The organism is Alcaligenes sp. 13f, from assembly GCF_020496585.1.
Taxonomy (GTDB): Bacteria; Pseudomonadota; Gammaproteobacteria; order Burkholderiales; family Burkholderiaceae_B; genus Alcaligenes; species Alcaligenes phenolicus.
Genome location: NZ_JAHKKC010000006.1, coordinates 106,168 through 131,380, shown reverse-complemented (window position 1 = coordinate 131,380; position 25,213 = coordinate 106,168). Strand labels below are relative to the sequence as shown.

Sequence of the window (25,213 nt, the reverse complement as noted above, 5' to 3'; positions counted from 1 at the left end):
TCTTGTTTGTTTAGCCCGCATTTGGGCGTTTTTAACCTGTACCCATGGGGTCGCTGCGGCCCTTATGGGGCGTTGCGACTCATTTTCTGGAGATTGTCATGAGTCGTCATTACTTTGAAACCACCTATAAAGATCATCCCGTTACCGTGCTGTTAGGTTGGGATAGGGCTTTGGGGCATTATTTTTTGGTCATCGAAAAGCGGGTGGATTTTGTGGATCCGGATGTGACCGGGTTCGATGATCAGTATCTGTATAGCAATCTTTATGAGTCCAACCCATTTGGTTTGAGCCTGGAGCATTTTAAAGCGGTGTTGCACCGGCTCAAAATCACTGTGCCAGCAAATATGTTCACTGAGGTCGAACGCGACTCCTGGAACAACTTGGGGAATCGAGACATCACCCATCAAGCTGACGGCTCATTTGCCGTGCGCTCGGCTTGATCATCTCTCTAAACGACGCGGCCTGGCCTCTTCCTCCTCTTTGCGAGGAAGGGGCTAGTCGCATAACTATGGAGCTCGGTGATGTACCAAGTAGAGGAGTTTCCTGAAGACTGGGCAGATGCCTGCATCCGAGAGTCGGACGGCCGCTTTTTATTCGTTTCACTGTATGGACGCGATGGATCGCTGATGCAATTCATGGCTGCGATGCAGTTGGGCAATAAGGAAGGCGGTATACAACGCTTTCACTTGCTCGGCGATGATGGCCAGCGCCACTTGGTCGAGGTCGGCGGTGTGGATCGTTTAGGCAAACACACCGGCAGGCTGCCTAAACAAAACCTGTTTGGTCCTCTGGGGCAACTGTGGGTATTTGACAAGAATCTACAGGAGCCAGACCGTGCCAATCGAATCGGTTGGGCTCTTCACTACTCAGCAGAGAGCGACCTGGCCAGCCTTAACGAGGCTCAGGAGCATGATCTTGATGATCGTGCCTGGCAACTGATCAAAAGCTTGTCGCCGGTGGCCCTTCTGGACCATTGGCGTGCAGAGGTTTTGGCGTGGTGCCGTGATAAGCAAGCTGTGCAGATAATGGGCAGCGATCTGTATCCCACGCTTGGCCCTGTCAAGGCAGTTCGGGTGAGCCTAAGTGAGCATTTTCTTGATTTCATCTCTGATGGGGTCAGGGAAGGCCGCCTACGTTTGCAGTTGTAGTTTTTCTAAGCTGATTGGCTGATTTCCGGAACCAGCCTTTTCTAAGTTTTTTCCAACCCATGCGGGGAGCAGCCCCGCTGGCTCCCCGTATTCCTTTTGTGGAGAGCCAATATGGGCGCTATACATCCCCAGCTAGATACCCCAGAGCAAAATGCCGATGAGCTGCATATGTCTCTGGCCATTTTTATTGATCAGTTTGGTGAGGGCTTGTTGGAGCAAGTCCGTCGCCAGAACCCGCCTATTTACGATCCAGACCTGGACACTCAAACTCCCGTTTGGCGTGCGCGGCAACACGTTCTGGACAATCTGACGCGTCAGCCATTTGAAGCCCAGGCCCATGCTGTACACGCCGTTGTGAAGCTGTTGTTGGATCACAATGAACCGGCAGCGGTACTCAATGCGGATATGGGCACGGGCAAAACCATGATGGCCATATGTGTTGCTGCTTTAATGCAGAGCACGCACCCACGCACCCTGATCGTTTCGCCACCTCACCTAGTCTACAAGTGGCGACGCGAGATCCTAGCCACCGTGCCTGGCGCCAAGGTTTGGATTCTGAATGGGCCGGATACGTTACGCAAACTGTTGGCGTTACGAAATGCCCTGGGTTTGAAAACCAGTAAGCCAGAGTTCTTTGTGCTTGGACGTGTGCGTATGCGCATGGGTTTTCACTGGAAACCGGCATTTTTGACTCGCCAGGTATTGCAAGATGGTCAACGGTTTAGATTTGCTTGCTGCCCTGATTGCATGGAACCCATCGAGCGTGAGAATGCCGATGGTGAAATGATGCCGCTCTCCGCTGAGGCGGCCGCACTCATGCTTGCTGACAGACGCTGCAAATGCAGCCACTGCGATAGCACGCTTTGGACGTTGATTCGTGCAGGTAAGCGTATCGACTCCATGCACGATCTGGTGTTGGGTGCCTTGAAGCAAATGCCGACGATCGGAGATAAAACCGCTCGCAAATTGCTCTCGATTTTTGGAGAGGATCTGCTTGGGGGAATGCTCGACGATAACGTCTATGAGTTTCTCAACCTCATGGATGAGTCTGGCGAGCTTGTTTTCTCCGATCGGCAGGCCATGCGTATGGAGCGATCCCTCGCGTCCTTTGAGTTCAGTATAGGGGAGGGGGGCTATCAAGCCACTGAGTTCATCAAACGCGTGCGACGTGAAGTCGCCTGAGTAATTGTTCCAACGGGGGCAACCCCGACGAGGAACCTGATGTTCCGTCATCAGTAGCCTACCGGCACATGCAGGATTGGTAACAGACCTGTGTGAAGCTGTCGGGACAATGTAGCAGGGCCTTCGGGCCGCGCCAATGCCGCGAGGCAAGGCGTTACCTGCGAGCATCAATGCGGGTACGGCGCTAGGCTGGGTGGTATGACCAACGAAAGTGAACTGCTGATAAACACCGTTATGAACAACAAGCTAAAGATGCTGACAGGCTTGAACCAAAAAAGGTATGCGGTCGGTTGCCCTTTATCCGTTTTGGGGGCACACGGACATCATGACCGCCGGTGGAAAGGCAGGGTCTAACCCATCTCGTTACTCAGGTGAAACACGGTAAGCCCGTATCGCCGCCCTTCGGGGCAGGCAGACCGTAAGGAATGCTGTTGGTGGTGCGGGTAAAGGAATGTGGAGAAAGCAAATGCCGTCCTGTAATCGGGCGGATAGGGATTGAGCCGCAAGGCAACAGCATCCCACGCGAAAGCGGGCAGACTTCCACTTGGTCTTTCTCTACGAGAGAGTTTGTCTAACCTTCTTTAAGAGGGAATTGCAGATGACTACGCAAGAAATTGCTTGCGCGGGTGCGCCCTCACACGAATCGGTTAACTGGCACAGCATCGACTGGGCCAAGTGTCACCGTGAAGTGCGAAGTCTCCAAGCGCGTATCGTAAAGGCGACTCGGGAAGGGAAACACGGCAAGGTGAAAGCCTTACAGTGGATTCTGACCCACTCGTTCAGCGGCAAAGCACTGGCCGTCAGACGAGTCACCGAGAACCAAGGCAAAAAGACGCCGGGTGTGGATGGCAGCACATGGTCCACTCCGGAAGCCAAGTCTCAAGCCATGTTGTCAATCAAGCGGCGCGGGTATCGTCCCCAACCGCTGAAGCGTGTCTATATTCCCAAAGCCAATGGGAAGATGCGGCCGCTGGGTATCCCGACCATGAAAGACAGGGCGATGCAGGCGTTATACCTGCTGGCTCTCGAACCAGTGGCCGAGACCACAGCGGACGGACGCTCGTTTGGGTTCCGATCGGAAAGGTCCACAGCGGACGCCATCGAACAGTGCTTCACGGCGCTGTCCAAAAAGGTGGCCCCGCAATGGATTCTCGAAGGCGACATCAAAGGCTGCTTCGACAACATCAGCCATGACTGGCTCATGGGTCATGTACCGACGGATCGCGAGATTCTGAGGCAGTGGCTCAAGGCTGGATACATGGAAGATCGGCAACTTTTTCCAACCGAAGCCGGTACCCCGCAAGGGGGCATCATCTCGCCAACCCTGGCGAATCTTGTCCTCGACGGACTGGAAGCCAAACTGCATGAAAAGTTCGGAAGAGCTAGATATGCAAACGGCATCCAGACTAAGCTGATGGTCAACTATGTGCGCTACGCGGACGACTTCATTGTGACGGGACGCTCGAAAGAGCTACTGGAGCAGGAGGTCATGCCGATTATCGAGGACTTCATGCGGGAACGGGGGCTCATGCTCTCACCCGAGAAGACCAAGATCACGCACATCGACGAGGGTTTCGACTTCCTTGGACAAAACGTGCGCAAGTACAACGGCAAGCTGTTGATTAAGCCGTCGAAAGCGAACGTGGCAACCTTCTTGGAGAAAGTGCGCTCGGCGGTCAAAGGCAATAAGGCGCTGGATCAGCCTCGGCTGATTCGGATGCTCAATCCAATGATCCAAGGCTGGGCGAATTATCACCAGCACGTCGTGTCCAAAGCGACGTTCGCGCGTGTCGATCATGAGATTTGGCGTGTGTTGTGGCAGTGGGCCGTTCGTCGGCATCCGCAGAAAAGCAGCGTATGGATCAAGCAACGCTACTTCCACTCTGTAGGCACCAGTAACTGGGTGTTTGCGGCGGCGACGGGGGAGAGGTTCCCTGATGGGAGTTCCATCCTGTCGTCACTGCGGAAGGCAATGGACACGCCCATTCGACGACACCGACCAATCAAATTGAAAGCCAATCCATTCGACCCGACGTGGGAGGCGTACTTTGAGGAGCGTGTAAGCCTCAAGATGCAGAACTCACTGAGAGGCAGGAAGAAGCTCATCAACATCTGGTTGGAACAGGATCGTCGTTGTCCGATCTGCCATGAGTTGATCACGCAAAAGACGGGGTGGCATGTCCACCACATCATTCGGCGGGTCGATGGTGGAAAGGACGGGAGTACCAACCTCGTGATGGTGCATCCGAATTGCCATAACCAGATTCACGTCAATGGTCTCAAGGTGGTGAAGCCGGTTCGTGAAAGCGGGCTTTGAAAGGCTTGAGCCGTATGAGGGGAAACTCTCACGTACGGTTCTTAGGGGGGGATGGGCCAGCAATGGCTTGTCCCTACCCGACTACTTGCCTCGTGGGTATTTCGGTCTTTTGGTTGTAGATGAAGGCCATGAATACAAAAATGAGGGCTCAGCCCAAGGCCAGGCCATGGGCGTGCTGGCCAGCCAATGCCAAAAAACACTGCTGCTCACTGGGACACTGATGGGGGGCTATGCCGATGACTTGTTTCATCTTTTGTGGAGAATAAATCCGACACAGATGATTCAAGATGGCTTCAAACCTGCTCGTAATGGGTCGGTTTCGTACACCACTTACAGCACATGTCCGAAACTTAGTGAAATTAATTTCGGACACACGTTATAATTCGGACATCCATTTCGTACGGAAAGTTTCCCATGTCACGTGTTTTTGCCTACTGCAGGGTCTCAACTCTGGAACAGACCACAGAAAACCAGCGTCGTGAAATTGAAGCGGCGGGTTTTGCCATCAGATCCCAACGACTTATTGAGGAGCATATCAGTGGCTCGGTTGCTGCCAGCGAACGCCCCGGATTTATCCGGTTGCTAGATCGCATGGAAAATGGGGATGTACTGATTGTCACCAAACTTGACCGTCTGGGTCGTAATGCGATGGATATCCGAAAAACAGTAGAGCAACTGGCGGCTTTAGATATTCGCGTTCATTGTCTCGCACTCGGAGGCGTTGACTTGACCAGTCCGGCCGGAAAAATGACTATGCAGGTAATTTCTGCTGTAGCGGAGTTTGAGCGGGATTTGCTGCTTGAGCGAACGTATTCAGGTATTGCGAGGGCAAAAGCGGCTGGAAAACGCTTCGGTCGCCCCCCCATCCTGAGCGAGGAACAAAAGCAAACAGTGACAGAGCGCCTAAATGCTGGCATCAGTATCAGTGCTATTGCCCGGGAATTTAATACCACCCGCCAGACTATCCTTCGGGTAAAGGCTGGATTGCTGCAAGAGTGAGCGGCTGGGAAGATTATAAAAAAAATCAAATGGTTATTATGAAATAAAACAGCCTGCTGGGTTCTTTTCCCCCTATTTTTTATAAAAGAGTAGACAAAAGAGGTTCGCGATATTAATCTACCAACTAGATGGTTGGTGCTGATTACACCAGCTATACCTTTTATCAAGAAATTACAGGAGCCATTATGTCTACTACCGTTAAACCTTCTGCAGACGCAGCTGCGATCCACAATACCCGTGAAGCAGTTCGCAGCCAGCCTGGCCTGGGTAACCTGACTTTCCAGATGAAAGCCCGTTCCAGCGGCGGATTAACCGTTCGCACAGAGACCGGCGCCACAATCCAGAACGGCGTTATCGATACCAGCCGTGTGGGGAAATTTTCTAATATCGGTGATGAACCCGCAGGTTTACTCGGCACCGATAGCGGCATGAGCCCGACTGAATACATCATGCAGGCGCTGGCTGGCTGTTATACCGCCACCCTTACCATGATGGCTGCTGAAAAAGGGATCGACCTGGACGGTATCGAGCTGGATCTTAATTTCGATATCAACCTCAACGGCTTCCTTGGGCTGGACAGCAACGTGCGTAAAGGTGCGAAATCTATTCGCGTCGATGTTCACCTTACGAGCAAGACCGCCAGTCGCGAGGAGTTAGAAGCGCTGGTCAGCGAAATGCAAAAGAATTCGCCAATCCACGATACTCTGGCTAATCCGGTTGAAATGATTACACGCCTGGCGTGATGTCAGAGATGTAATGCTGCCATTCAGAATGCAGGATGGCAGTGACGTTCAGCTCTGCACGATACTGAGTCAGTGATACAACTTGCTACGGAAAAATAGCAACAATATAATCTATCAACTAGTAGATTATATGGAGTAATTATGACAACCATGACACGGGAACGGCTGCTCAGCGAAGCAGAACACCTGATGCGCGAAAAAGGGTATTCAGCATTCAGCTATGCTGATTTATCAAAAATAGTGGGTATCACCAAGGCCAGTATTCATCACCATTTCCCGACCAAAGATATTCTGGGTGAGCAGGTGGTAATACAGGCGTTCTCTGATACACAACGCGTATTTGAGCAGATAGAGGCGACTGAGAAAAGCGCGGAGAGAAGAATTGCGGCTTACATCGATATCTTCGCGCAAAGCCATAAAGCTTCGCTACTGCCACTGTGTTGTGCGTTGTCAGCAGAGACCGCCAATCTGCCTCAGGCAATTACTGTACAGACATCACTTTATTTCGATATGCAAATCGAGTGGCTCACAAAAGTCGTCAGGGCGGGCATGGAGTCAGGTGAGTTTTCATCCCATGCCGAACCATCAGATATTGCTTTGATGATCATTAATGTCTGTGAAGGCTCAAGCGTAGTGGCGCATGCAACGGCCAGACCCGAAGTCTTCGCCAACAGCCTTAAGTATATAAAACTGCTTCTTAATACCCCTCATTCAGGAGAATGACACTATGCTGGACTGGAACAACTATCGCTCAGAGTTAATGCAACGTTTAGGCGAGTTGGGCAAACTGACCCCCGAGACCATGAAAGGCGTGGTTGCCCTGGGCAACGCAGGTAACAAAACTGACCTTTTGGGCGCAAAAGTGCGTGAACTCATTGCCCTGGCGTGCGCAGTCACAACCCGCTGCGACGGCTGTATTGCTTTTCACGCCGACGCCGCTGTGAAAGCCGGTGCAACCGACGCTGAAATTGCTGAAGCGCTGGGCGTGGCGATTAACCTCAACGCTGGCGCGGCGGTCATTTATTCAGCCCGCACTCTGGATGCCGTCGGTCAGGCACGCGGTTAAGCATTAATAAATTCCACGTTAAAAGGGCATTACTGCCCTTTTTTTATGTCCGCAATAGCCTGAGCATATACCGATGCAGGTTTCACACCCGGTATGCGTTTAACTAATTGCCCTTCATGAAATATCAGCACAGACGGCAGCCCCCAGATCTCGTATTTGGTTGTCAGCACCGGCGCCTGATCTACATTGACTTTCCCCACCTGAATATCTCTATCGAGCCGGTCTGCAAACTGACTGAACATTTCTTCGCTGGCCTGACAGGGCGGACACCAGGGTGCAGAGAAACGTACCACCGATATTCCTTTGTACTGCTCTATCTGGCGGAAATTATCTTCGTTATAAGCTGTTAATGTACGCATGGTGATGACCTCGCAAAATGAGTGACAATTCAGAAATGGCTGCGTTATGACAAAAAAATACGACACACCCATTGACCTACCTACTAGATGGTTGGTATATTGCCACCCATCAGATGTTTATGCAACTCCAGTGCGCGACGTCCAGTCGATGATACTGCCGGGCTGTGCAAATCCCTGCCGGGATACTCCTTTTTGTTTTTTGTGAGGTATACGATGAGTAAGCTTTTCACCCCCTACAATCTGTCTGGCCTGGCGTTAAAAAACCGTGTAGTCATGGCACCGATGACCCGCACCCGCACCATGAATGACGTGCCGGATGAGGTCGTGGCTTTGTACTATGCACAGCGTGCTTCTGCTGGCCTGCTCATCACCGAAGGGATGCCGGTTTCAGAAGAAGGCCGGGGTTACCTTTATACCCCTGGTATCTACAACGACGAACACGTCCAGGGCTGGCGTAAGGTGACACAAGCGGTTCACGCCAAAGGTGGCCGTATTTTCGCGCAGCTCTGGCACGTCGGCCGTATGTCTCACGTCTCTCTTCAGCCAGGCCACATAGCGCCGGTTTCAGCGGGCACCGTTCAGGCGGTCAATACCACCGTTTTTGCGCTGACCGAATCCGGAGAACCGGGCCCGGTTGTACCAAGCCAGCCACGCGCGCTGGAAACGCATGAAGTTAAACGCATCACTGCAGACTTCGTGCACTCCGCACGCCTGGCGATGGAAGCCGGCTTTGACGGCGTGGAAATCATGGCGGCAAACGGATTCATCTTTGACCAGTTCCTCAGTAGCGAACTGAACACCCGCACCGACGAATACGGCGGCTCGGTGGAAAATCGTCAGCGTTTCCTGCTGGAGACCATTGACGCCGTGGCGGAAGCCGTGGGTAACAGCCACGTTGCCGTGCGCCTGTCACCGTTCGGCCGCATTTATGACCTCGCGCCGTATGAAGGTGAAGAGCAAACCTGGTCAGCCATCACCGACGCGCTCGGTCAGCGGGAACTGGCCTACGTACACCTTTACTATCAGCCGGTGTACACCAAAGCGCCACTTCCGGAAGGCTTCCGCCGCCGTTTTCGCAACACGTTTAAAGGCACCATCATCGCTGCCGGCGGTTTTACCCGTGATATCGCAGAGCAGGCTCTGGAAGATGATGAGCTGGATCTGGTGGCATTTGGTGTGCCCTACATCGCTAACCCGGATCTGGTTGAAAGAATGCAAAACGGCTGGCCACTGGCAGAAAGTGACCGCGCCACCTACTACGGCGTCAGTGGTTCCCCGGAAAAAGGCTATACCGATTACCCGGTCTGGCAGGCGCAATAAATCCCATACGGTCGCGGTTCTCTGATAAGTGAGATCCGACCGCCCAACGTCTTTGAGGAATCATTATGCAAACGCTGAAACCCACCCTTACCATCGATATCTGGTCAGATTTGGTCTGCCCGTGGTGCTGGATTGCTAAAAAAAGATTTGAACAGGGTCTGAATCGCTTTGAATTTCGCGACCAGGTGGTGATCCGCCATCACAGCTACCGTCTGGCCGGTGGTACTCCCGCGATGCCTTTTAAGGATGCCATCGTTAAAAAGCTGGGCAGTCAGCATTCAGCGGAGCTGATGATGAATCAGGTGGGCACCGCCGGTAAATCTGAAGGTCTGATCTACAACTTCGACGGCATGATGTTTGGTGATACAGAAGATGCACACACCCTGCTGGTTGCCGCGCGTAAGGCCGGAATTGCGGACGCGGTGGAAGAACGTTTTTATCATGGCAGTATCACCGAAGGTCGCTCTCTCTTTGACCGTCAGCAGCTCGTTGCCATGGCCGTAGAAGCCGGTATGCCGAAAGCTGACGCTGAAGCCGCCCTGGAGAATGACGATTTTCGCGCCACCGTTTCCGACGATGAAGCCCACGCACAGTCTATTGGCCTCAGCGGCGTTCCGGTTTTTGTGATGAACGAAAAATATGCCATCAGCGGGGCTCAGGCAGCAGATAACTTTTTGAATGCCCTGCGTCAGGTCTGGGATGAACAGCAAACCGAATTTTCAGCCACTGCGGGTCAGACCTGCGGAACGGATGGCTGCAGTATTTAATCCGTCAACCGCCGGCAGTTTCACGCTGCCGGCAACGTCTTACCCACCAGTAATGGAGTCAGAAAATGAACACTTTTTTCAAAGGTAAAAAACTGCTCGTCGTCGGCGGTACCAGCGGCATGGGCCTGGCCGTGGCACGCATGGTACTGGAAGCGGGCGGCAGTGTCGTGCTGACCGGGAATAAAAAAGACAAAGCCGAAGCGGTGCAAAAAGAACTGAGCCCTCTGGGACCGGTTGCGGTCATCGCGGCGAACCTGATGACCGAAGAAGGTATGGAAACTATCCGTCAGGAAATTAATGCTCACCATCGCGATATCAGCCTGATGGTGAATGCCGCCGGTATCTTCATGCCCAAAGGATTTACCGAGCACAGCTTTGCCGATTATGACATGTATCTTTCGCTGAACCGAGCCACGTTCTTTATTACACAGGATGTCGTGAAGAACATGCTCGCCGCGAAGCTCGAAGGGTCTATCGTCAACGTCGGTTCGATTGGTGCTCAGGCTGCACTGGGTGACTCGCCGGCCTCGGCCTATTCAATGGCAAAAGCGGGTCTGCATGCCCTGACGCGTAATCTGGCGATTGAGCTGGCCAGCGCGGGTATTCGTGTCAACGCGGTGTCTCCCGGGATTGTTCATACGCCGATATACGAAGGCTTCATGGACAAAGCGGATATCGCAGATGCTATGAAGTCGCTGAACGATTTCCACCCGCTGGGACGCGTCGGAACTGCCGAAGATGTGGCAAACACTATTCTCTTCCTGTTGTCTGACAAAACCTCATGGGTGACGGGCGCTATCTGGGATGTCGATGCGGGCATCATGGCGGTCAGACGATAACCCCGTGACGCTGGCATAAGCCGCCCCTTAAGGGCGGCATTTTTTTGTCGCCAGACATGTCATCAGCAGGCTTCACTAAGAATATTCACGACCTGTTCATCCGTGCCTTTTGTGTTCCCGGCACAGGGTGTTATGCCGGGTTCTGACGACATCCTGACAGGACAAAACGGCCAGAGAGAAAGGGGTTATACACGATGAGGAGCCGGTATCCGCAGTACCTGTGAAATTCTTTTCATCCCTGCTGTCAGCATACTCCGTGGGCAGGCCAGATTTAACCGGATATATCCGTCCCCATTGTCGACAAACAGCAAGCCCCCTTCAAGAAGGACCCCTGACTCCCGGGCAAAATACAGCGATAAATCCTCACCTGCGGTGTCGGGCAGGTAGCGGCTAATATCTATCCAGGCCAGATATGTCCCTTCGGGGATCGAGAACCTGGTTTCGGGTAAATAGCTTTTGAGATAGTCGTGCAGGTACTGGAAATTGCCGTCAATATATTCCCTCAGATGGACAAGCCAGTCATCACATTCACTCCACGCCGCTTTGTTTGCTGCCAGGCTCAGTGGAGAGATGAACTCGTCGTGTCTGAGACGCCACTCGCTTCTGACACCGGGATCCGGAATAATAATATTTGCCAACAAATTCCCGGCCAGATTGAATGTTTTACTCGAGGACATGCAGGTAATAATGCGTGTAGAATCAGGGAAAAGAGAGGCGGCCGGTGTATGACCGATACCGCTTCGGGACAGGTCGCAGTGAATTTCGTCAGATATCACCCAGATGTCATTGGCCAGGCAAATTTCAATAATCCGCTTAAGTTCATCAGGCCGCCAGACTCGTCCGGTCGGGTTATGCGGATTACACAGGAAAAGAATTTTCACACGTAAATCGGCCTGACTGGCTTTGCGTGCAAAGTCTTCCCAGTCAGGTTCCCAGCCGCCTGCTGATTTTTTTAACGCAGAGTACACCACGCGACGCTGACTGTATTCACCCGCCTTTTTAAACGGGCCATATGAAGGCGTCATAATAAGAATACTGTCATCCATGTCGGTCAGAAGCGGGACGAGACGGTTCAGCGCGGGAATAATGCCCGGAGACAGCACAATGTCTTCCGTTTTGAAACGGTGACCATATTGTCGCTCACACCAGCTGCCAAAGATCTCATAGTATTCTTCGTCGTAGATTTTAGTGTAGCCGAGTATTTTTCTATCCAGACGGTCTCTGATGGCCTGAAGAATCGGCTCTGGTGTGGCAAAAGCCATGTCAGCAACCCAGAGGTTGATTAGCCCTTCTGCCGGATACCGCATTGCAAATTCGGACTGTCCCGAAAACAGGTATTCCCGCCAGCCGTCCACGGTGAGACTGTCTGTTTTCTCTCTGCTTACGTACTCATCAAAATCATATTTCATTTCATAAACCTGCCTTAGGTGTAGTCAGAAACGTCGACCTCAGTATTACTGTCAGTCTGATGCCGGAGCGGGAAAACTGGCTCGTGTGATTAACATAAGAGAATCATCACAACTGCATGAATTAATTGCGTTATTAAGGTTCTCTCGCCTTTGTCATCGACTGACGGGGGGATTTCTCGCGTGTCACCATCACAATGCCAGTCAGCACCGCCAGGGCAGAAAATATCGTTCTGACCGTCAGTGATTCATCCAGGAATACCACACCCCCTAGCATTGCCAGACAGGGAACGCTGAGCTGAAGGGTACTGGCGGTGATAGAGCCGAGAGAGGGTAAAAGGGTATACCACAATACATATGCACCGGCTGAGGCGGCGGCACCGGACAGCAATGACAAAGCAATGCCCGCAGCATCATAGTGACCCTGCTTCATAAACAGCAACGAAAGAGCGAGAGCCATCGGCGTGGCGAGTACAAAATTTGCCGCCGTTGAAGCCCCGGCCGCCTGGCCCGCCCTCCCCCTGACGGAATAGGCGGCCCAGGCTAATCCGGCAACGATCATCATAAGTGCACTGTAAAGCGGCGGTGCCTTCGCCCCGGGTAACAGCAGGGCAGCAATTCCTGCCAGAGCAATAACTAAACCGCAAGCCCGCATAACGGAGAGTGATTCCCCTTTAAATAATCCGTGGATCACCATCGCAAACTGTACGGCACCAAAAAGTAACAGCGCACCTGCCCCGGTATCGAGATGGATATAGGCGACAGAGAAGAGCACTGCGTACACCATGAGGTAAAATCCGCTCAGCGGACGCCACAGCGATAATGTAGTTTTTGCGTGATAAAACAAGAAAGGTGACAGGACGAGTGCACCACTGGCCAGCCTGAGGCTGCTGAATGAAAGGGGATCAATGTGGCCTCCCTGCAGGGCCAGACGGCACAGAATAGAGTTTGCAGCAAATGCCAGCATTGCCAGGGATATTTTAAGAATGAGCGCGCAATTGGCCATTCAGTGAGACCTCATAAAATTCTTGTAAACTACCATCTAGTTGGTAGCATAGCGTAAGTGATCACCGAACAGGAAGCAATAATCAGCTTTCAAACTGGAAGGTGAGGACAGGCATTCGGAATGAATTCTGTTTCACATCCCCAGTAGAGGAAGGAAAACGCGTAATGCCAGATGCAGAGCAGAAGATTATTTTTCCCTGCGATCAAACATATGAAATCAGTTTAAGACCTGGAATATCCTATGAAAAAACTAAAATTTACGTTCAAAAATGCGGCTGGTGAAGAACTGGCCGGATTGCTTGAACTTCCTGAAAATCCTAAAGCGTTTGCGCTGTTAGCTCATTGTTTTACGTGTGGCAAAGACCTCAAAGGCGCGGCGCGTATTGCGCGGAAACTGACAGAGAATGCTATCGCCGTTCTCCGGTTTGATTTTACTGGTCTGGGAAACAGCGAAGGGGATTTTTCCAACACCAACTTCTCATCCAATATTTCGGACCTGCTTTGCGCGGTAGATTATCTCCGCCGACAGTACGAAGCGCCTTCTTTGCTCATCGGCCATAGCCTGGGGGGATCGGCCATTCTGTCTATTGCCGGCGAAGTTCCTGAGGCAAAGGCCGTTGTCACCATAGGATCACCCGGAGAACTGACACACGTAAAACGTCTTTTTAAGGATGATGTTGAAAACATTAACCAGCATGGAGCCTATCCCGTTGAGCTGGCCGGGCGGGTATTTACCTTAAAGAAACAGATGCTGGACAATATTCAGGAACACAAAATCGCTCATAAGGTGTTCGCCATGAACAAGCCTCTGCTTATTTTTCATGCGACTGAAGATGATACTGTGTTAATTGAGCAGGCCGAAAAAATATTCAAAGCAGCAAAGCATCCCAAGAGTTTCATTTCGTTGGGTAAGGCGGATCACCTTCTGACTCATACTCAGGATGCTGAATACGTTGCCGATATCATTATATCGTGGAGCGAATGTTACCTATAAACAGAGTAAATGCGTTCAAACTCGTAGCGCAGAGGGCGATTTTCTGCAGAGATCGGACGCTGTTTATGCTGGACTGATTTTGCGATAAAGGCTTAGGCCGATGCATACAGGTGGGGCTGAATAAGGGTGAGGCCCTTGGGCGAGCATCCTTCATGCACCGGCTGAATGAAATCAGGGATCTGGGGGTGAGAGGATCAGCGTTACCACGCCACCGGCGCTAACACTACATACGGCGGCGATAACACTCTGGAATACGGTTTATATAGAAAGAACCATTGAGCCGCTTAAGCAAAAAGGAGTCCCTGTTAATGAACTGCTGGTCTCTCATCCTTCTCCACTGCTGTACAAAATATAGTCTTAGCGTGGGATAATTTCCGTTTTCCAAGCGGACCCCTACAGTCGCAGGAATTGCCCAGACCTGAGCTGGAAGCTGCGTCACAGGAAGTGGAGTATTCATAATTTTTACTGGATAAATAAACAGTGATTTTACAGAATAAACCTGAAAAGTCATTTCTGCTTGTATCTCAGTAAGTTTTTAGAGCATGGGACACTACGACCCGGCCGACCGCGCCAATGGTTGATGAAGCGCCCAAACTCTCTTGACCTGACTTGCGCTGCATCCGGCCAATCTTGCCGTAGCAGCAATGCTGTGGCCTGCAGACCGCAGCGCAATAATCCGATCGTGCATTTGGGTGTCAGCTTTGCGGCCTGCATAGCGCCCAGCATCCTTGGCCAGCTCCACGCCTTGTCGCTGCCGCTCGCGCCGATCCTCGTAGTCGTCGCGTGCAATCTGCAACGCCAGCTTCAAAAGCATGTCCTGGACGGATTCCAGGACAACCTTGGCCACTCCTTTCGCCTCGGCGGCCAGCTCCGTCAAATCCACAACACCAGGCACTGCCAGCCTGGCACCTTTAGCCCTGATCGAGGCTACCAGGCGTTCGGCCTCTACTAGCGGCAAGCGGCTGATTCGGTCAATCTTTTCCGCAACCACGACTTCACCTGGTTGCAGGTCGGCAATCAGGCGCAGTAGCTCGGCGCGCGATCGGCCCGTGCGCCGCTGGCTTTCTCGCGGTAAATGCCGGCGACGTAAAAGCCGGCTGCTTTCGTGCTCTCTACGATGGCATCCTGCCGGTTTAGGTCCTGGTCCTCCGTGCTCACGCGCATGTAGATGCGTGCCACCTTGAGGGCAGCGCCCGGTGCCTCGTGGTGTTTACTTGGACTCATTATTTATATTTCGCCTAGTAAGCAGAGCAACAATCGCAAAGCCAAAAGCTAGCACTGCGGTTGCTGCATGCCATAGAAATTGTTGGAAGTCCGTGCGAGCCATAAAAAGATGGATGGCCGATACTGCGTTGGCAACGCCACCGCCAAAACAGAGCAATGCCATAAACACCGTAATACTTCTCTGCCTATTCACGCCGTCACCTTTTCTGGTCATTTTGGGTATACCCATCTTGTCCACCCTTGGGAAGGGTAGCCAAAAATACTGCTTCCCGAACCTATTGAGCCAGGCGGTTCTTGGCTACTTAAATGAACCATTTTTATGGCCAACTCCCTTTAGTGCCAAAAAACTGACTTCTCAAATTTAAACTTCTGTGCTTCCTACCCAGTGATGCCCGAGGTAAACATCTGCGCCCCATCTGGTTAGAGGGATGAGTCGCTCTGCCTCTGCGTTCAATGTTTCTGTAGTCCAGCCTTGTGGGGGAGCAGGGAGGCTGCTCAAGACCTCGCCTTCAAGAGAGGTCACGAGTAAACGAGAATAACGGCTAGAAGTCAGGATATTGGTCTCACCAGGTCTGACGTCTGTAATGAAAGTGATCAATCTCTAGTCAGCTTATTTCCAAATTATTCTTAGCCACCTTTATTGGGGCAGCTCGATTGGCGACAGTCACGGATACACCGTATTTTCGGCCTCGGGCGTGGTAGAAGTTCAGTACAGCCGTTTCTAGAGAGGACAGCGTTGAAGCGATGCGTCCATCCAGAGCTTGGATTTCTGCTATTTGTGGGTTTGAGTTGAGCATGTTGCCAGCCTCCATAGTTTGAGTTCAATTATTGCTAACAGCAAAGTCTTCACGAGAACGGCCTTCCGATTCAATTTGCTTGATCCATGTCGGCGTGCGTCCTCTACCAGTCCACGTATGACCATCTGGGTGCTGATACCTGATTTTCGATACTGCTTTCGTCTTTAACGGGTTTTTTTGAAACACCTGGGCAATATCTTCAGGTGTTAGGTCGTGCTCCTTCATCGAGCGAAGAATATCGCTGATTACTTTAGATCTTGTTTTCTGTTTCAATTTATCGGCATCACGTTGCAGTCGAGCAATTTCATTTTTTATTTCGGTGATGGAATTAAATTCTTTTCTCATGCGTTCCTCTTTATTATCTCTCAACCGGCGAAACTGAGAGGTGGCCTTTCTAACGTGGATGTTGGCCAGGCACCAGCGGCCTGGCTAACTTTTTTTCTTGAGTTAGAACAACGACATCACAACAATGAATGACATTCCGATCATGATGGTTTTCTGTACGCCACTTACAAGCTCAACCTTTTCGATTGAACCAGTTGAGTAGTTTCGAAAAAGCGCCGTAATAAACGACATCAAGATAAGGGTAACAAAAGCAGTTGATATCGCAAAAATGATCGCTCTTAAATTGCCCATGCTGACGCCAGATCCAGATGCAAATCCTTGCTCCAGGCTTTCGGTTAAAGGCAGGCAGGCTTCACCTTCACGGATACACGGATCGATGGGTGGTCGGTAGGTGCCACCTTGATCAGGGTTTGGTCGAATGATGTCGTCTACTGGATCGCCGTTATTACCCGTAGGCGGGCCATTTCGTATTCGGTCAGCCATTTTGCAGATGGTCGTCCCATTGATATCCGCAAAGCCGTTACAACTGCCTGAGTTGATCATTTTCTGGCAATTCCCGATTCCGAGCTGGACGCATGCCAGTACCATATCACCATCGACTTCTCGGCCATCGAACGTTCCCAGTCCCGCAAGAGTCTTGGGAGCCCGTGCTTGCATGGCATCAGTGGTCAGTTTTGTCCAAGCATCGACTTGGCGTTGCAAGTCCCAAGTTGCAAAATCATCAGGGGTTGTTTTTGCATATTCACGGATATTGGTTTTGTTCATCTGCAGGATGCCTGTACAACAAGACCCGTTATAGATGTCAAGCTGCCCACTCGATTCAAACATGGCCAACCGGCCTACGGCATCCGCATTTGCCTTGAGCCATGGGCTGGCGTTGGGTGAGTTGCGGACAGCATCCGCCACTTGTGCTGCCGTAACAAGTGCTGCTGCGAATGCTACCGCTGAGGCTGTATATAAAAGCCACCCTGAGATCGATCGCTTGCGTATCACTGTTTTGCCTTTTATTGGATTCGTAGGGTTCTATCGCACGATTTCACGTGCTTGCCATGTTGGATAATGCGAAAATAAGCAGTCATCGTGTTTCGGTCGAAAGCAATTTGAGATTGATTGATTTCTCCCGGTTTATCAGCTGGCTCAGGATAGAGATGGCAGTATTCAGGAAAATCCTTCGATACGGACTTGCTGCTATTCATTTGAGTCACGCGCATCGGGCAGACGGAATACATATCTTCAATTCCACGACCGTTGGCGGGAGGAATGCAGCCATTAGAAAAACCGGAGCTAAAGATTGAAAAAACGAATTGGCTGCCGTTTACTGAATACGGTTTTATTAAGATGAAAGACGCCATTTTCGATCCGGGCGTTAAGCCAGATCCAGTTGATTCAATTTCCTTTTCCCAAATATTTCTAGCAAGACTCATTTCCGCACGAGAAGCGTGAGGAAGCTCCATAGATCCTGTATTAAAACCGACCACCGTCATCGGCTCCCACTTAAGCCCAGGCGGTAGATTGCTTTGGCTGTTAGTGCCTTGTGCCTGTGCTAGGTTAGAGATTACTAGCGAGAACGTAAATGCGATGCTGGCTAATTTATTAAACTTCATCTTTATCTTCCCTTAGTTTTTTGATAACTCTGAAGCATCTAATTCTGCAATAAATTGCTCTGGAGGTGTTGCGCCAACTAACCGCTTTCCGTTGCCCAATATAACTGTAGGTGTGTTAGCGATATTGTTTGCTTCTCCAAACTTTAAAATCTCCACCAAACCAGAAATGTCGCAGTCCTCACGGCCATCAATATTTCGACCATTCATGACCATGTTCCAAGCGGTGTTTCGGTCTGTTGAACACCAAGCTTTACGGGCAATGGGGGCTGATTGCGGGTCAATAACGGGAAAGACAAATCGATAGACCGTTACGTTTTCAAGCTGATCGACGAATTTTGTGAACACGCGGCAGATGGGGCAGAGCGGATCCTCAAAGACGGCCATCTTGCGTTGTCCGTTGCCATGGACCTGCACAATGGCTTGACTCAGCGGTAGTGATTCCCATGGGATCGTGTTGAGCTTCTCAAGGGCTGGTGCGGTCACATCACGGCGGTCTTTCATGTCCATGAGGGCGCCGCCGACAAATGCGTACCGCCCGGTCGAGTCGCTGTAGAAAATCTCGTTGCCACTAGTGACCTGGTAGATGCCGGCAATAGGCGTGGTTGAGATGCTATCGATGGGGACAGAACCTTGAGTGTGTTCCTCAATAGCTGCTTGCACGTCAGACGGTACGCTTTGAGCCCAGGACGCTGTGGCCAGTCCCAGGCTAAGGCTTGCACTGGCTGCCAGGCGAATCAGCAAAGAAGAAGGGGAATAGGTTGAGGTAAGCATTGTTCGGAAGAATCCTGGTTGTCAGTAATCAAAGGCGCGAACGCCTCGGGCGACACGGCATTGTTCGACCGCGTCACGAATAAGTTGGGAGACGTGCTGAGGGCTAGCGATCGCGCTGATGTGCACGGTCGGCGTCGAGGCGTCAGTGGTTTGCAAAACGACACGGCCACGGCCGAACAGGGCTTGAAAGAGGGTGCCGGAAACGGCGATGTCTTTTACCCGGTATAACTCCAGGGTTTCGACACGTTTGACGAGGATCCCGCTGTACTCCAGTAGGCGTTGGTTCGTCAGTTCATAGCGATGATTGGCAACCTTAAGGTATCGGTAGATCGCCCACAGGACAGGTATGACTGTCCAGCAGAACAGGATAGCTCCAATGAACCAGCCCGCATTGACGAGCTGGCCTTCAGTGCCTACCCAGATAAGTTCTGTCTCTCGTGTGGATGCAGGAGGCGCAATGTGGCTGGCAGCTGCCTGTGATAGTGGAGTAGGAGTGTCGAATGGGTCCATGTGGCCACTGTAGGGCCGCATGAAGTATGTGTCTGTTCAAACCCTTGGGCACATAACCAAGGGTTTCGACTTGACAAGCCTTTAAATCAATTCTATGCCAATTCGCTGTTGGTGCTTAGTCGAGCTGCGTCCGGCGATGTGAATGGGCTTTCACAGGACCCGCAGATAATCTTCAACTTTGGTTTACCCCAGACGCTTGTGCCGCATGGGCAGACGTACTTCCATCGGTTTGAATTGCCGGTGGGTTTTACTGGCATACTCTCGTCGCCCTGGGCGGCGTTGCTTGTGGAGGTGGCACTGGATGCCAAAGCTTGAGTGAGTGCTGGAAGTGCGATGTATGGAGGAGCTCCACCTCCTACTGAGATGTGTCCAAGCGCTCAGCGGCGCTACGAGGTGCGTCGGCATGTGAGAAGCGATCGTACCAGGTCAGACAGAATGACTGGGTGAGCAGATCGGCGCACGCTTTCACAAATTTGCCGTCCTCAATCGCATAATCAGCCATGAGTTGGCCAGTGCGTGCGCCACCAGGCTGGCCTGTCGAAGAGGGCATCAGTCCAATCGCTTCCATCTTCGAGGCCCACTCTTCATTGTGATACCTGCCACGGCCAGGCTTGCCAAAATGGAATTGCCAGAGATGGCACATTTCATGTACCAAAGTTTGCATGGTTTCGATCAAGGGCACGACGGCAAAGTATGCCGGGTTCATCGCTATTTCGTCTGTATAGGTGCCTTGCGCATCTACAAATCGCTGGCTTGAGAAGTAGCCCATTGAGCGTTTCTCGCGTTGCAAAGTAATCAAACAGTTAGGCAACCTACCGTCGAATAGGGCGGTATTAAAATGATCGTAGGCTTGTTGCAGCTCGGTATATGTTTGATGGGTCGGTGCCGTTTTCATGTTCATGGCGGTCTTAAGGTATGAATTTGTATTGCACAATACACTACATTTGGCGTCAAAGCATTGGTCGAATTTGAGGCTGGGGACAGTTAACCTAGTTACTGCATGAGATTTTGTGCTCCTGAAACTGCAGTTCTAAAAGCTTATATGGATTGAAATGAGTACATCCAACATTGAGGCCCTGGCCAGCATTTGGGCACGGATCGTTGAGGAAACGGAATTCCCGACCGACTACGAAGGGACGGCCACGCCTGCGGCGTACCAAGCTAGCGTAGCAATAAACGAACTGATTCGGGAGCATATCGTCGCGACCAACGACATGCGGCTGTTCGGCCTGCTGCACTTGCTGGGCCAGGCGTCGCTGCGTATGGAGCAGGAGCTATGGCCGGAGGAATACGAGCAGATAGCCCGGGAGGTTGAAGAAGCTCTGGGTGAAGTCAGTGATCCCAATGCCAGGTTGTACACCCATGAGGAAGTGATGCAGGTGATGCAAGAGCGGAACCATCAGGCACGAAGCAAGCCCCGTTGATGGTGTTATGTAATTGACGGCTGTTTCGGTTTGAGCGCAGGACCCTGGGCTATCGATCACGAACTCAAGGGGCCTTGTCTTGGCGTTGCACAACTACTACCGAGGCATGTTGCATGTAACGGATGATGGCCGTACTATAAGTGCATAGTTATGGAGATCAAGATGGCAAATGTAAACGCGAGAGTGCAGAAGCACCGAGATTCGCTCCGGCAAGCAGGATTGCGCCCAGTGCAGCTTTGGGTGCCTGATACCCGTCGGCCTGATTTTGCGGCGGAATGCCGTCGTCAGGCGCTGCGGGTGGCCAAGGCAGATAGGGCTGATGTGGATACAGAGCATTTTATGGATGAGGCTCTGGCTGACCTGGATGGTTGGACAGAATGAGGCGTGGGGATCTAGTTACTGTTGCAATGCAAGGGGATTTTGGAAAGCCTCGTCCTGCCTTAGTGATCCAGGCGGATTTATTTGCTGCCCATTCCTCGGTCACTGTACTTCCAGTGACCAGCACAATTGTGAATGCGCCTTTATTGCGCATTAGCATTCAGCCAGACCCAGATAATGGTCTACAAAAAACATCACAAATCATGATCGATAAGGCATTGACCGTTAAACGGGATAAGATTGGCCAAACCTTTGGATCTGTTAGTGCTGATACACTGGTAGAAATTGAACGGTGCCTTGCTGTTTTCTTGGGAATCGCAAAGTAATACTGGGTGTGAGGAGGGCTGAGGTATATGAAATATGCTCTGAAGTTAGCACGTCATGGGAGTATTTTTATTGCAAGGGTGATGTGGATCGGGTTATTGCTCGTGATTGATTTTTTTCTACTATTAATAAATTCAAACAATAATGAAAACTTGAATAATATGGCCGCACCAGAAGTCCCCGATCCGTTGGATCGGATGGATCCTAGCTGGGAGTTCTACTGGGGGGATCGTGAGTGACTGAATTATTTTTTAACGATTGTTTACGACCAGAAGTGGTCATTGAGTGTTTAGGAAATTCGGGAGGAATTCGGAGCGAGTTTGCCTCTTAGCGCACAACATACTAGCCACAGATGTAGGATTACGATCGGGGGGCAAGCGTCGAAGTGAGACCCCTTAACAAAATCATAATTAAAGCTTTATCAAGGGGCCAGCAGAGAGCCAACGCGGATGAAGAAAAGCAAGAAGATTTATGACACGACTCACATTGGTCAGATCGGAGTTAGTTGGGTCACATGGATCGTGGAAGGGCTGTGGGGTTGCGGAGTCGAAGTTGTGTCTGCCCATAATGACAATAGCATCGACGTTTTAATCTTTCTCAAACGAAGAGAAAAGACTAAAGGTTATGCAGGCCCGACAGGCGACGTGATTTTCGCCCAGATCAAGACCGGCTACAGGAGCAAGATGCCCCCAAAGACCGGCACGTATGCTTTAAATCTGGGTGGTAAGTACAACAGTGCACATTTACCACGATGGCTCTCAATGCCAGGCCCTGCGATTATGATTCACGTCACTCCTCCGCGGATTACTAAGGGAGATCCGATCGCATACTGGGTTGACCTGAAAGATCCACGAACATTGGCGACACCTGCCCAGATCACATTTGATGTGAAGCGGAAGTTTGATGCGGCGGGAAAAGGTGAAATTTACAATCTTTGTTGGCGCTGGGCTGAGTTACGCCAACTGCCGACTCTGATGGCTCCGAATAGGCTTCCATGGTCCAATCACATGCCTGTCCAGGCGCTCGCGCTTGCTGGAAGCTTTCACGATACTTGCCGGGGGTTCTATACGGATTGGATGAGGTATAGCAAGGCCAATCCAGGGCACTTCGTTGCGCAGGTGACCAACAGGGGATGGCGGCACATGACGCGTATCGGTCGATCAAAACAAACCATGTTCCAATCGCTATTGCTACTGCCTGTGGCGAGCAGGATGCTGGAACAATCCTCCGGTCTCCCTCGAAAGAGGCTAAGCAACGCCCAGCAGAAGACGCGTGCAGACGGGAGCAAGTGGGACCGTTACTACGAGGCCATAACGGCACGAGTGACGTTCTATGAGCGCCAGGAAGCTGTTATTCGGGTGATTATCGAGTGTACGAAGATGGAACCGACACAAACCAGCGGTCCATTTAGTACTCTGATCACTCGTTGTCTCTATTCCGTCTACGAACTTGCAAGACGACGGTGAGTTGCAGTGTGCGCAGGAGGAGCGTTGGAGCCAGACCTTGGACTGTTGCCAGGGCAACATCGCGTTTTGATTATCAGGACGCGTACCCGAAACTAGCCCACATAGCCCTCCAGGCACTACGTCATTATGCCTGTTTCTAACGAAGTTTGGCCGACTCCATGGCAAATAAACCAACTTTCCTTGTCAAGTTCCCTATCCCCTGAGAGCAGCGCTAGGTCGCAGCGAGTTGTTGCTAATGTGTGCTACCTTTAAATGAATTAATGCGTGACCTCTTGAATTTCTTTAGATATATGTGTCTCCCAGTATCTGCTAAGAGGCGCACAGGTCAGGTGGTATATCAGCCAGCAAGCATAAATGCATGAACTCTGATAGGAGTGGCTGGTAGTAAATTTTCCGTGAGCCATCTCGTGTCTCAGCATGGGACCGCCTTTCAGGTTGAATAGTAGATGGAAGGCGTAAGTCATATCCACGCCAAACACTTGCTCAAGTTCCCCCCTCCGATTTGAGTACATTTGGCTTAAAGATTGATCCTCTTGTGTAAGATTAAGATTCATCTTCGCTGTACTTGAGCCTCGATTATTTAACACATATCGAAGTGAGTTTTCTAGCTGGGGTATAAGAAGGTGAGCCGCTGAAACCATGTCACCTTGAATAAGCCTAGCGAAGCCAATTGAAAAAATTGACTCATGCCCTGGAGGTACAAATATACTGTGGTATGCAATTGGCTCAAAATGTCGTTCATCAATAGCTTGGTTACGAGACATTGTAATGAACGCTGGCTTTATGCGCCCCTCAACTAGGATGTGGTAGTGCAAGGCCATCTCAGTAAGGCTTTCATGATCAAACCATTCTTCTGATGGGTTGCCATACAAAGGTGCTGCAGGGGCAGTTGCAATTACTTTTCCTTCCTCGTCTGAATAGGTTTTTCTAAATATCGCCGAAAAAAAATACTCGTTTTTCTTTTTTAAGCATTGGGCATGGAGTGCAATTTTTTTGGGGTTTTGGGCAATAAAGGCTAGACGTAAGAGCATTTCGTGGACCTCAAGTTCTGCGAACTCATCACTGGTGGCCTCACGTTCTTTAGTTAAGTCAATCGGGATGCTGAATTCGCTATATTCAGATAGTGAGTTTTTTTCGTATTGTTGTAGCTCCTTCTTGAGGATCTCGATCTTCGCATGCATGCCTCCGATGGCACGTAGCTCGCCAATAGCGTCTCGTGTCCAAGACGCTTTTGCCGTGGCAGAACTCACGCCGTCGCGCATTCGCAGTGTCTGGTCTACGGCGTTCACTTTGCACCGCTTTGAGGAGTCTTTGTCCCCACCAGTCAAATAGGCACGCGCTGCTAAATGCCATACGCTCTTAACAGCTTCAGCATATTGTTTATCCTTATTAGCTGCAGCCATAGCTTCAGCCTCCTTGGCTACCACGCTCCATTCCAGTAAGCCGTATGACTGGCCTAAAACAGATAGCCTTCTAAAGGCTACTAAATTGCTATTATTTCTGGCTGTTTGGTGGGCATGTGCAAATATCTTTTTCGCGGTTTCTGGGATTTCTCTGCTTTTACCTATTAAAGAATATATGGTGAAGGCTCTTTCGATAAAATCCACAAGGGAAGCCGGTACACCAAAATCAGACTCATATTGGAATAGAAGCTCTTTATTGAAAAATGATTTGACGGCAGCTAGATATGAACTCGAGGCTAGGTCAGCCATTAAGTACAATTTTCTATTGCTATCCCAGCAACTATCAGCAATTCGAGCTCGCAATAGAGGATGATCGACTTGTTCAGCTATTTTTGTGAGTATGTCCTGCTGCTCACCGATATAGTCGCTAGGAATGAGTGATCTTTTACCTTCCATCATGATCTGAGGCGTAAAAGCGTTGGTTTTATCGGAATTGAAGTGATAGCTGCATATAACAGCGAGAACTTTATAGGCTCTTACAGCAGAGAAATCCCCAGCCTCTTCTGCTTGGCGTGAGGCTTTTAGGAACACTTGTTCTAGTGTATGGAAATTCAGCGAGTTGCTCATGGCAAGAAGTGATGAAAGCTTGATGTGGGAAAAATCTTTTAAAGTGGCCACATCCATCAGTTGCTGCTTTTCCTCGTATTCTTTGTTCGTCATGTGCGTACACTCATAGGCATTCTAAGTGAGACAGGCTTACTTCAAGATTGTAATGCTCTGTGAATAGCCTCCTCGATTCCCGGGGCAATTCACTCCAAGAAG

At 50.9% G+C, this 25,213-nt stretch carries 25 protein-coding genes and 4 pseudogenes; 18 read left to right on the top strand and 11 right to left on the bottom strand.

Going from position 1 to position 25,213, the window contains the following annotated elements; genetic code table 11:
- The first annotated feature begins 98 nt into the window (after positions 1-98).
- The 9 genes and pseudogenes from KOE80_RS06905 (at position 99) to KOE80_RS06865 (ending at position 7,455) form a co-directional block, all read left to right on the top strand.
- On the top strand, positions 99-440 hold the full coding sequence (locus KOE80_RS06905; protein WP_226348704.1) for a hypothetical protein: 342 nt from the start codon (positions 99-101) through the stop codon (positions 438-440).
- An 81-nt stretch (positions 441-521) separates the two neighbouring features.
- Positions 522-1,148, top strand: a complete 627-nt coding sequence (locus KOE80_RS06900; RefSeq protein WP_226348703.1) for a hypothetical protein — start codon at positions 522-524, stop codon at positions 1,146-1,148.
- A 111-nt stretch (positions 1,149-1,259) separates the two neighbouring features.
- Complete coding sequence (locus KOE80_RS06895) at positions 1,260-2,330, top strand: DEAD/DEAH box helicase family protein (protein ID WP_226348702.1); 1,071 nt, start codon at positions 1,260-1,262, stop codon at positions 2,328-2,330.
- Between the two features lie 598 nt (positions 2,331-2,928).
- Entirely contained in the window at positions 2,929-4,647 is a 1,719-nt protein-coding gene (gene ltrA / locus KOE80_RS06890; RefSeq protein WP_226348701.1) for a group II intron reverse transcriptase/maturase, read from the top strand.
- Positions 4,631-4,978, top strand: a pseudogene (locus tag KOE80_RS06885) (helicase); the annotation flags it as partial. The gene ltrA and the pseudogene KOE80_RS06885, both read left to right, overlap by 17 nt.
- 83 nt (positions 4,979-5,061) lie before the next feature.
- Positions 5,062-5,646 carry a recombinase family protein gene (locus tag KOE80_RS06880; RefSeq protein WP_012695450.1) on the top strand — a complete coding sequence of 195 codons (585 nt, stop codon included), beginning with the start codon at positions 5,062-5,064 and terminating at the stop codon, positions 5,644-5,646.
- 185 nt (positions 5,647-5,831) lie between these two features.
- On the top strand, positions 5,832-6,389 hold the full coding sequence (locus KOE80_RS06875; RefSeq protein ID WP_226348700.1) for an OsmC family protein: 558 nt from the start codon (positions 5,832-5,834) through the stop codon (positions 6,387-6,389).
- A 141-nt stretch (positions 6,390-6,530) separates the two neighbouring features.
- Positions 6,531-7,112 (top strand): TetR/AcrR family transcriptional regulator, encoded by a 582-nt coding sequence (locus KOE80_RS06870; RefSeq protein ID WP_000210409.1) that lies wholly within the window; start codon positions 6,531-6,533, stop codon positions 7,110-7,112.
- A 4-nt stretch (positions 7,113-7,116) separates the two neighbouring features.
- Positions 7,117-7,455 carry a carboxymuconolactone decarboxylase family protein gene (locus KOE80_RS06865; protein ID WP_000888080.1) on the top strand — a complete coding sequence of 113 codons (339 nt, stop codon included), beginning with the start codon at positions 7,117-7,119 and terminating at the stop codon, positions 7,453-7,455.
- Between the two features lie 29 nt (positions 7,456-7,484).
- On the opposite strand, the gene KOE80_RS06860 is transcribed toward KOE80_RS06865, so the two are convergent.
- On the bottom strand, positions 7,485-7,814 hold the full coding sequence (locus tag KOE80_RS06860; protein ID WP_002431133.1) for a thioredoxin family protein: 330 nt from the start codon (positions 7,812-7,814) through the stop codon (positions 7,485-7,487).
- Between the two features lie 213 nt (positions 7,815-8,027).
- Here KOE80_RS06860 and KOE80_RS06855 point away from each other — a divergent pair, with 213 nt between their 5' ends.
- The 3 genes from KOE80_RS06855 (at position 8,028) to KOE80_RS06845 (ending at position 10,740) form a co-directional block, all read left to right on the top strand.
- On the top strand, positions 8,028-9,134 hold the full coding sequence (locus tag KOE80_RS06855) for an alkene reductase (protein ID WP_006687059.1): 1,107 nt from the start codon (positions 8,028-8,030) through the stop codon (positions 9,132-9,134).
- 65 nt (positions 9,135-9,199) lie between these two features.
- The gene (locus KOE80_RS06850; protein ID WP_001194072.1) at positions 9,200-9,901 is read left to right on the top strand and encodes a DsbA family oxidoreductase; all 702 of its coding nucleotides are present in this window, start codon (positions 9,200-9,202) and stop codon (positions 9,899-9,901) included.
- A 65-nt stretch (positions 9,902-9,966) separates the two neighbouring features.
- Positions 9,967-10,740 carry an SDR family NAD(P)-dependent oxidoreductase gene (locus tag KOE80_RS06845; protein WP_004729618.1) on the top strand — a complete coding sequence of 258 codons (774 nt, stop codon included), beginning with the start codon at positions 9,967-9,969 and terminating at the stop codon, positions 10,738-10,740.
- A 185-nt stretch (positions 10,741-10,925) separates the two neighbouring features.
- On the opposite strand, the gene KOE80_RS06840 is transcribed toward KOE80_RS06845, so the two are convergent.
- Both KOE80_RS06840 and KOE80_RS06835 read right to left on the bottom strand, forming a co-directional pair.
- Positions 10,926-12,149, bottom strand: a complete 1,224-nt coding sequence (locus KOE80_RS06840) for a MalY/PatB family protein (RefSeq protein WP_023287190.1) — start codon at positions 12,147-12,149, stop codon at positions 10,926-10,928.
- A 133-nt stretch (positions 12,150-12,282) separates the two neighbouring features.
- Positions 12,283-13,152, bottom strand: coding sequence for a DMT family transporter (locus KOE80_RS06835; RefSeq protein ID WP_001567390.1), 870 nt, complete (start codon positions 13,150-13,152; stop codon positions 12,283-12,285).
- 240 nt (positions 13,153-13,392) lie between these two features.
- On the opposite strand from KOE80_RS06835, the gene KOE80_RS06830 reads away from it, so the two are divergent.
- Together KOE80_RS06830 and KOE80_RS06825 are read left to right on the top strand one after the other, a co-directional pair.
- Positions 13,393-14,145: an alpha/beta hydrolase family protein gene (locus KOE80_RS06830; protein WP_212710221.1), complete on the top strand. Its 753-nt coding sequence runs from the start codon at positions 13,393-13,395 to the stop codon at positions 14,143-14,145.
- Between the two features lie 26 nt (positions 14,146-14,171).
- Positions 14,172-14,485, top strand: a pseudogene (locus KOE80_RS06825) (Tn3 family transposase); the annotation flags it as partial.
- A gap of 210 nt (positions 14,486-14,695) precedes the next feature.
- Here KOE80_RS06825 and KOE80_RS06820 read toward each other — a convergent pair.
- The 7 genes and pseudogenes from KOE80_RS06820 to KOE80_RS06790 form a co-directional block, all read right to left on the bottom strand.
- A pseudogene (locus KOE80_RS06820) lies at positions 14,696-15,369 on the bottom strand (recombinase family protein).
- Between the two features lie 821 nt (positions 15,370-16,190).
- Entirely contained in the window at positions 16,191-16,511 is a 321-nt protein-coding gene (locus KOE80_RS06815) for an H-NS family nucleoid-associated regulatory protein (protein WP_226348699.1), read from the bottom strand.
- A gap of 102 nt (positions 16,512-16,613) precedes the next feature.
- Positions 16,614-17,504 (bottom strand): hypothetical protein, encoded by an 891-nt coding sequence (locus KOE80_RS06810; protein WP_052695811.1) that lies wholly within the window; start codon positions 17,502-17,504, stop codon positions 16,614-16,616.
- Positions 17,505-17,515: 11 nt separating this feature from the next.
- Positions 17,516-18,115: a hypothetical protein gene (locus KOE80_RS06805; RefSeq protein ID WP_131071810.1), complete on the bottom strand. Its 600-nt coding sequence runs from the start codon at positions 18,113-18,115 to the stop codon at positions 17,516-17,518.
- A gap of 12 nt (positions 18,116-18,127) precedes the next feature.
- On the bottom strand, positions 18,128-18,886 hold the full coding sequence (locus KOE80_RS06800) for a DsbC family protein (RefSeq protein WP_131071809.1): 759 nt from the start codon (positions 18,884-18,886) through the stop codon (positions 18,128-18,130).
- A gap of 21 nt (positions 18,887-18,907) precedes the next feature.
- Entirely contained in the window at positions 18,908-19,396 is a 489-nt protein-coding gene (locus tag KOE80_RS06795) for a PH domain-containing protein (RefSeq protein WP_226348698.1), read from the bottom strand.
- A 92-nt stretch (positions 19,397-19,488) separates the two neighbouring features.
- Positions 19,489-20,297: pseudogene (locus KOE80_RS06790) on the bottom strand (SprT-like domain-containing protein).
- Between the two features lie 151 nt (positions 20,298-20,448).
- Here KOE80_RS06790 and KOE80_RS06785 point away from each other — a divergent pair.
- The 4 genes from KOE80_RS06785 (at position 20,449) to KOE80_RS06770 (ending at position 22,988) form a co-directional block, all read left to right on the top strand.
- Positions 20,449-20,820, top strand: a complete 372-nt coding sequence (locus KOE80_RS06785; RefSeq protein ID WP_226348697.1) for a hypothetical protein — start codon at positions 20,449-20,451, stop codon at positions 20,818-20,820.
- A gap of 228 nt (positions 20,821-21,048) precedes the next feature.
- Positions 21,049-21,201: an antitoxin MazE-like protein gene (locus tag KOE80_RS06780; RefSeq protein ID WP_319002387.1), complete on the top strand. Its 153-nt coding sequence runs from the start codon at positions 21,049-21,051 to the stop codon at positions 21,199-21,201.
- The gene (locus KOE80_RS06775; RefSeq protein WP_226348695.1) at positions 21,198-21,524 is read left to right on the top strand and encodes a type II toxin-antitoxin system PemK/MazF family toxin; all 327 of its coding nucleotides are present in this window, start codon (positions 21,198-21,200) and stop codon (positions 21,522-21,524) included. The genes KOE80_RS06780 and KOE80_RS06775 overlap by 4 nt, the downstream gene beginning before the upstream one ends.
- Positions 21,525-21,971: 447 nt before the next feature.
- On the top strand, positions 21,972-22,988 hold the full coding sequence (locus tag KOE80_RS06770; protein WP_226348694.1) for a DUF4365 domain-containing protein: 1,017 nt from the start codon (positions 21,972-21,974) through the stop codon (positions 22,986-22,988).
- A 257-nt stretch (positions 22,989-23,245) separates the two neighbouring features.
- Here KOE80_RS06770 and KOE80_RS06765 read toward each other — a convergent pair whose 3' ends face one another.
- Positions 23,246-25,111 (bottom strand): hypothetical protein, encoded by a 1,866-nt coding sequence (locus KOE80_RS06765; RefSeq protein WP_226348693.1) that lies wholly within the window; start codon positions 25,109-25,111, stop codon positions 23,246-23,248.
- Positions 25,112-25,213 lie beyond the last annotated feature (102 nt).

What these genes read in the sequence shown, in the direction of transcription:
- KOE80_RS06860 (WP_002431133.1), bottom strand. Translation starts at nt 7,814, where the DNA reads ATGCGTACATTAACAGCTTATAACGAAGATAATTTCCGCCAGATAGAG.
- KOE80_RS06840 (WP_023287190.1), bottom strand. Translation starts at nt 12,149, where the DNA reads ATGAAATATGATTTTGATGAGTACGTAAGCAGAGAGAAAACAGACAGT.
- KOE80_RS06905 (WP_226348704.1), top strand. Translation starts at nt 99, where the DNA reads ATGAGTCGTCATTACTTTGAAACCACCTATAAAGATCATCCCGTTACC.
- KOE80_RS06865 (WP_000888080.1), top strand. Translation starts at nt 7,117, where the DNA reads ATGCTGGACTGGAACAACTATCGCTCAGAGTTAATGCAACGTTTAGGC.
- KOE80_RS06765 (WP_226348693.1), bottom strand. Translation starts at nt 25,111, where the DNA reads ATGACGAACAAAGAATACGAGGAAAAGCAGCAACTGATGGATGTGGCC.
- KOE80_RS06800 (WP_131071809.1), bottom strand. Translation starts at nt 18,886, where the DNA reads ATGCTTACCTCAACCTATTCCCCTTCTTCTTTGCTGATTCGCCTGGCA.
- KOE80_RS06880 (WP_012695450.1), top strand. Translation starts at nt 5,062, where the DNA reads ATGTCACGTGTTTTTGCCTACTGCAGGGTCTCAACTCTGGAACAGACC.
- KOE80_RS06870 (WP_000210409.1), top strand. Translation starts at nt 6,531, where the DNA reads ATGACAACCATGACACGGGAACGGCTGCTCAGCGAAGCAGAACACCTG.
- KOE80_RS06775 (WP_226348695.1), top strand. Translation starts at nt 21,198, where the DNA reads ATGAGGCGTGGGGATCTAGTTACTGTTGCAATGCAAGGGGATTTTGGA.
- KOE80_RS06845 (WP_004729618.1), top strand. Translation starts at nt 9,967, where the DNA reads ATGAACACTTTTTTCAAAGGTAAAAAACTGCTCGTCGTCGGCGGTACC.
- KOE80_RS06875 (WP_226348700.1), top strand. Translation starts at nt 5,832, where the DNA reads ATGTCTACTACCGTTAAACCTTCTGCAGACGCAGCTGCGATCCACAAT.
- ltrA (WP_226348701.1), top strand. Translation starts at nt 2,929, where the DNA reads ATGACTACGCAAGAAATTGCTTGCGCGGGTGCGCCCTCACACGAATCG.
- KOE80_RS06895 (WP_226348702.1), top strand. Translation starts at nt 1,260, where the DNA reads ATGGGCGCTATACATCCCCAGCTAGATACCCCAGAGCAAAATGCCGAT.
- KOE80_RS06805 (WP_131071810.1), bottom strand. Translation starts at nt 18,115, where the DNA reads ATGAAGTTTAATAAATTAGCCAGCATCGCATTTACGTTCTCGCTAGTA.
- KOE80_RS06850 (WP_001194072.1), top strand. Translation starts at nt 9,200, where the DNA reads ATGCAAACGCTGAAACCCACCCTTACCATCGATATCTGGTCAGATTTG.
- KOE80_RS06770 (WP_226348694.1), top strand. Translation starts at nt 21,972, where the DNA reads ATGAAGAAAAGCAAGAAGATTTATGACACGACTCACATTGGTCAGATC.
- KOE80_RS06785 (WP_226348697.1), top strand. Translation starts at nt 20,449, where the DNA reads ATGAGTACATCCAACATTGAGGCCCTGGCCAGCATTTGGGCACGGATC.
- KOE80_RS06795 (WP_226348698.1), bottom strand. Translation starts at nt 19,396, where the DNA reads ATGGACCCATTCGACACTCCTACTCCACTATCACAGGCAGCTGCCAGC.
- KOE80_RS06830 (WP_212710221.1), top strand. Translation starts at nt 13,393, where the DNA reads ATGAAAAAACTAAAATTTACGTTCAAAAATGCGGCTGGTGAAGAACTG.
- KOE80_RS06855 (WP_006687059.1), top strand. Translation starts at nt 8,028, where the DNA reads ATGAGTAAGCTTTTCACCCCCTACAATCTGTCTGGCCTGGCGTTAAAA.
- KOE80_RS06900 (WP_226348703.1), top strand. Translation starts at nt 522, where the DNA reads ATGTACCAAGTAGAGGAGTTTCCTGAAGACTGGGCAGATGCCTGCATC.
- KOE80_RS06815 (WP_226348699.1), bottom strand. Translation starts at nt 16,511, where the DNA reads ATGAGAAAAGAATTTAATTCCATCACCGAAATAAAAAATGAAATTGCT.
- KOE80_RS06835 (WP_001567390.1), bottom strand. Translation starts at nt 13,152, where the DNA reads ATGGCCAATTGCGCGCTCATTCTTAAAATATCCCTGGCAATGCTGGCA.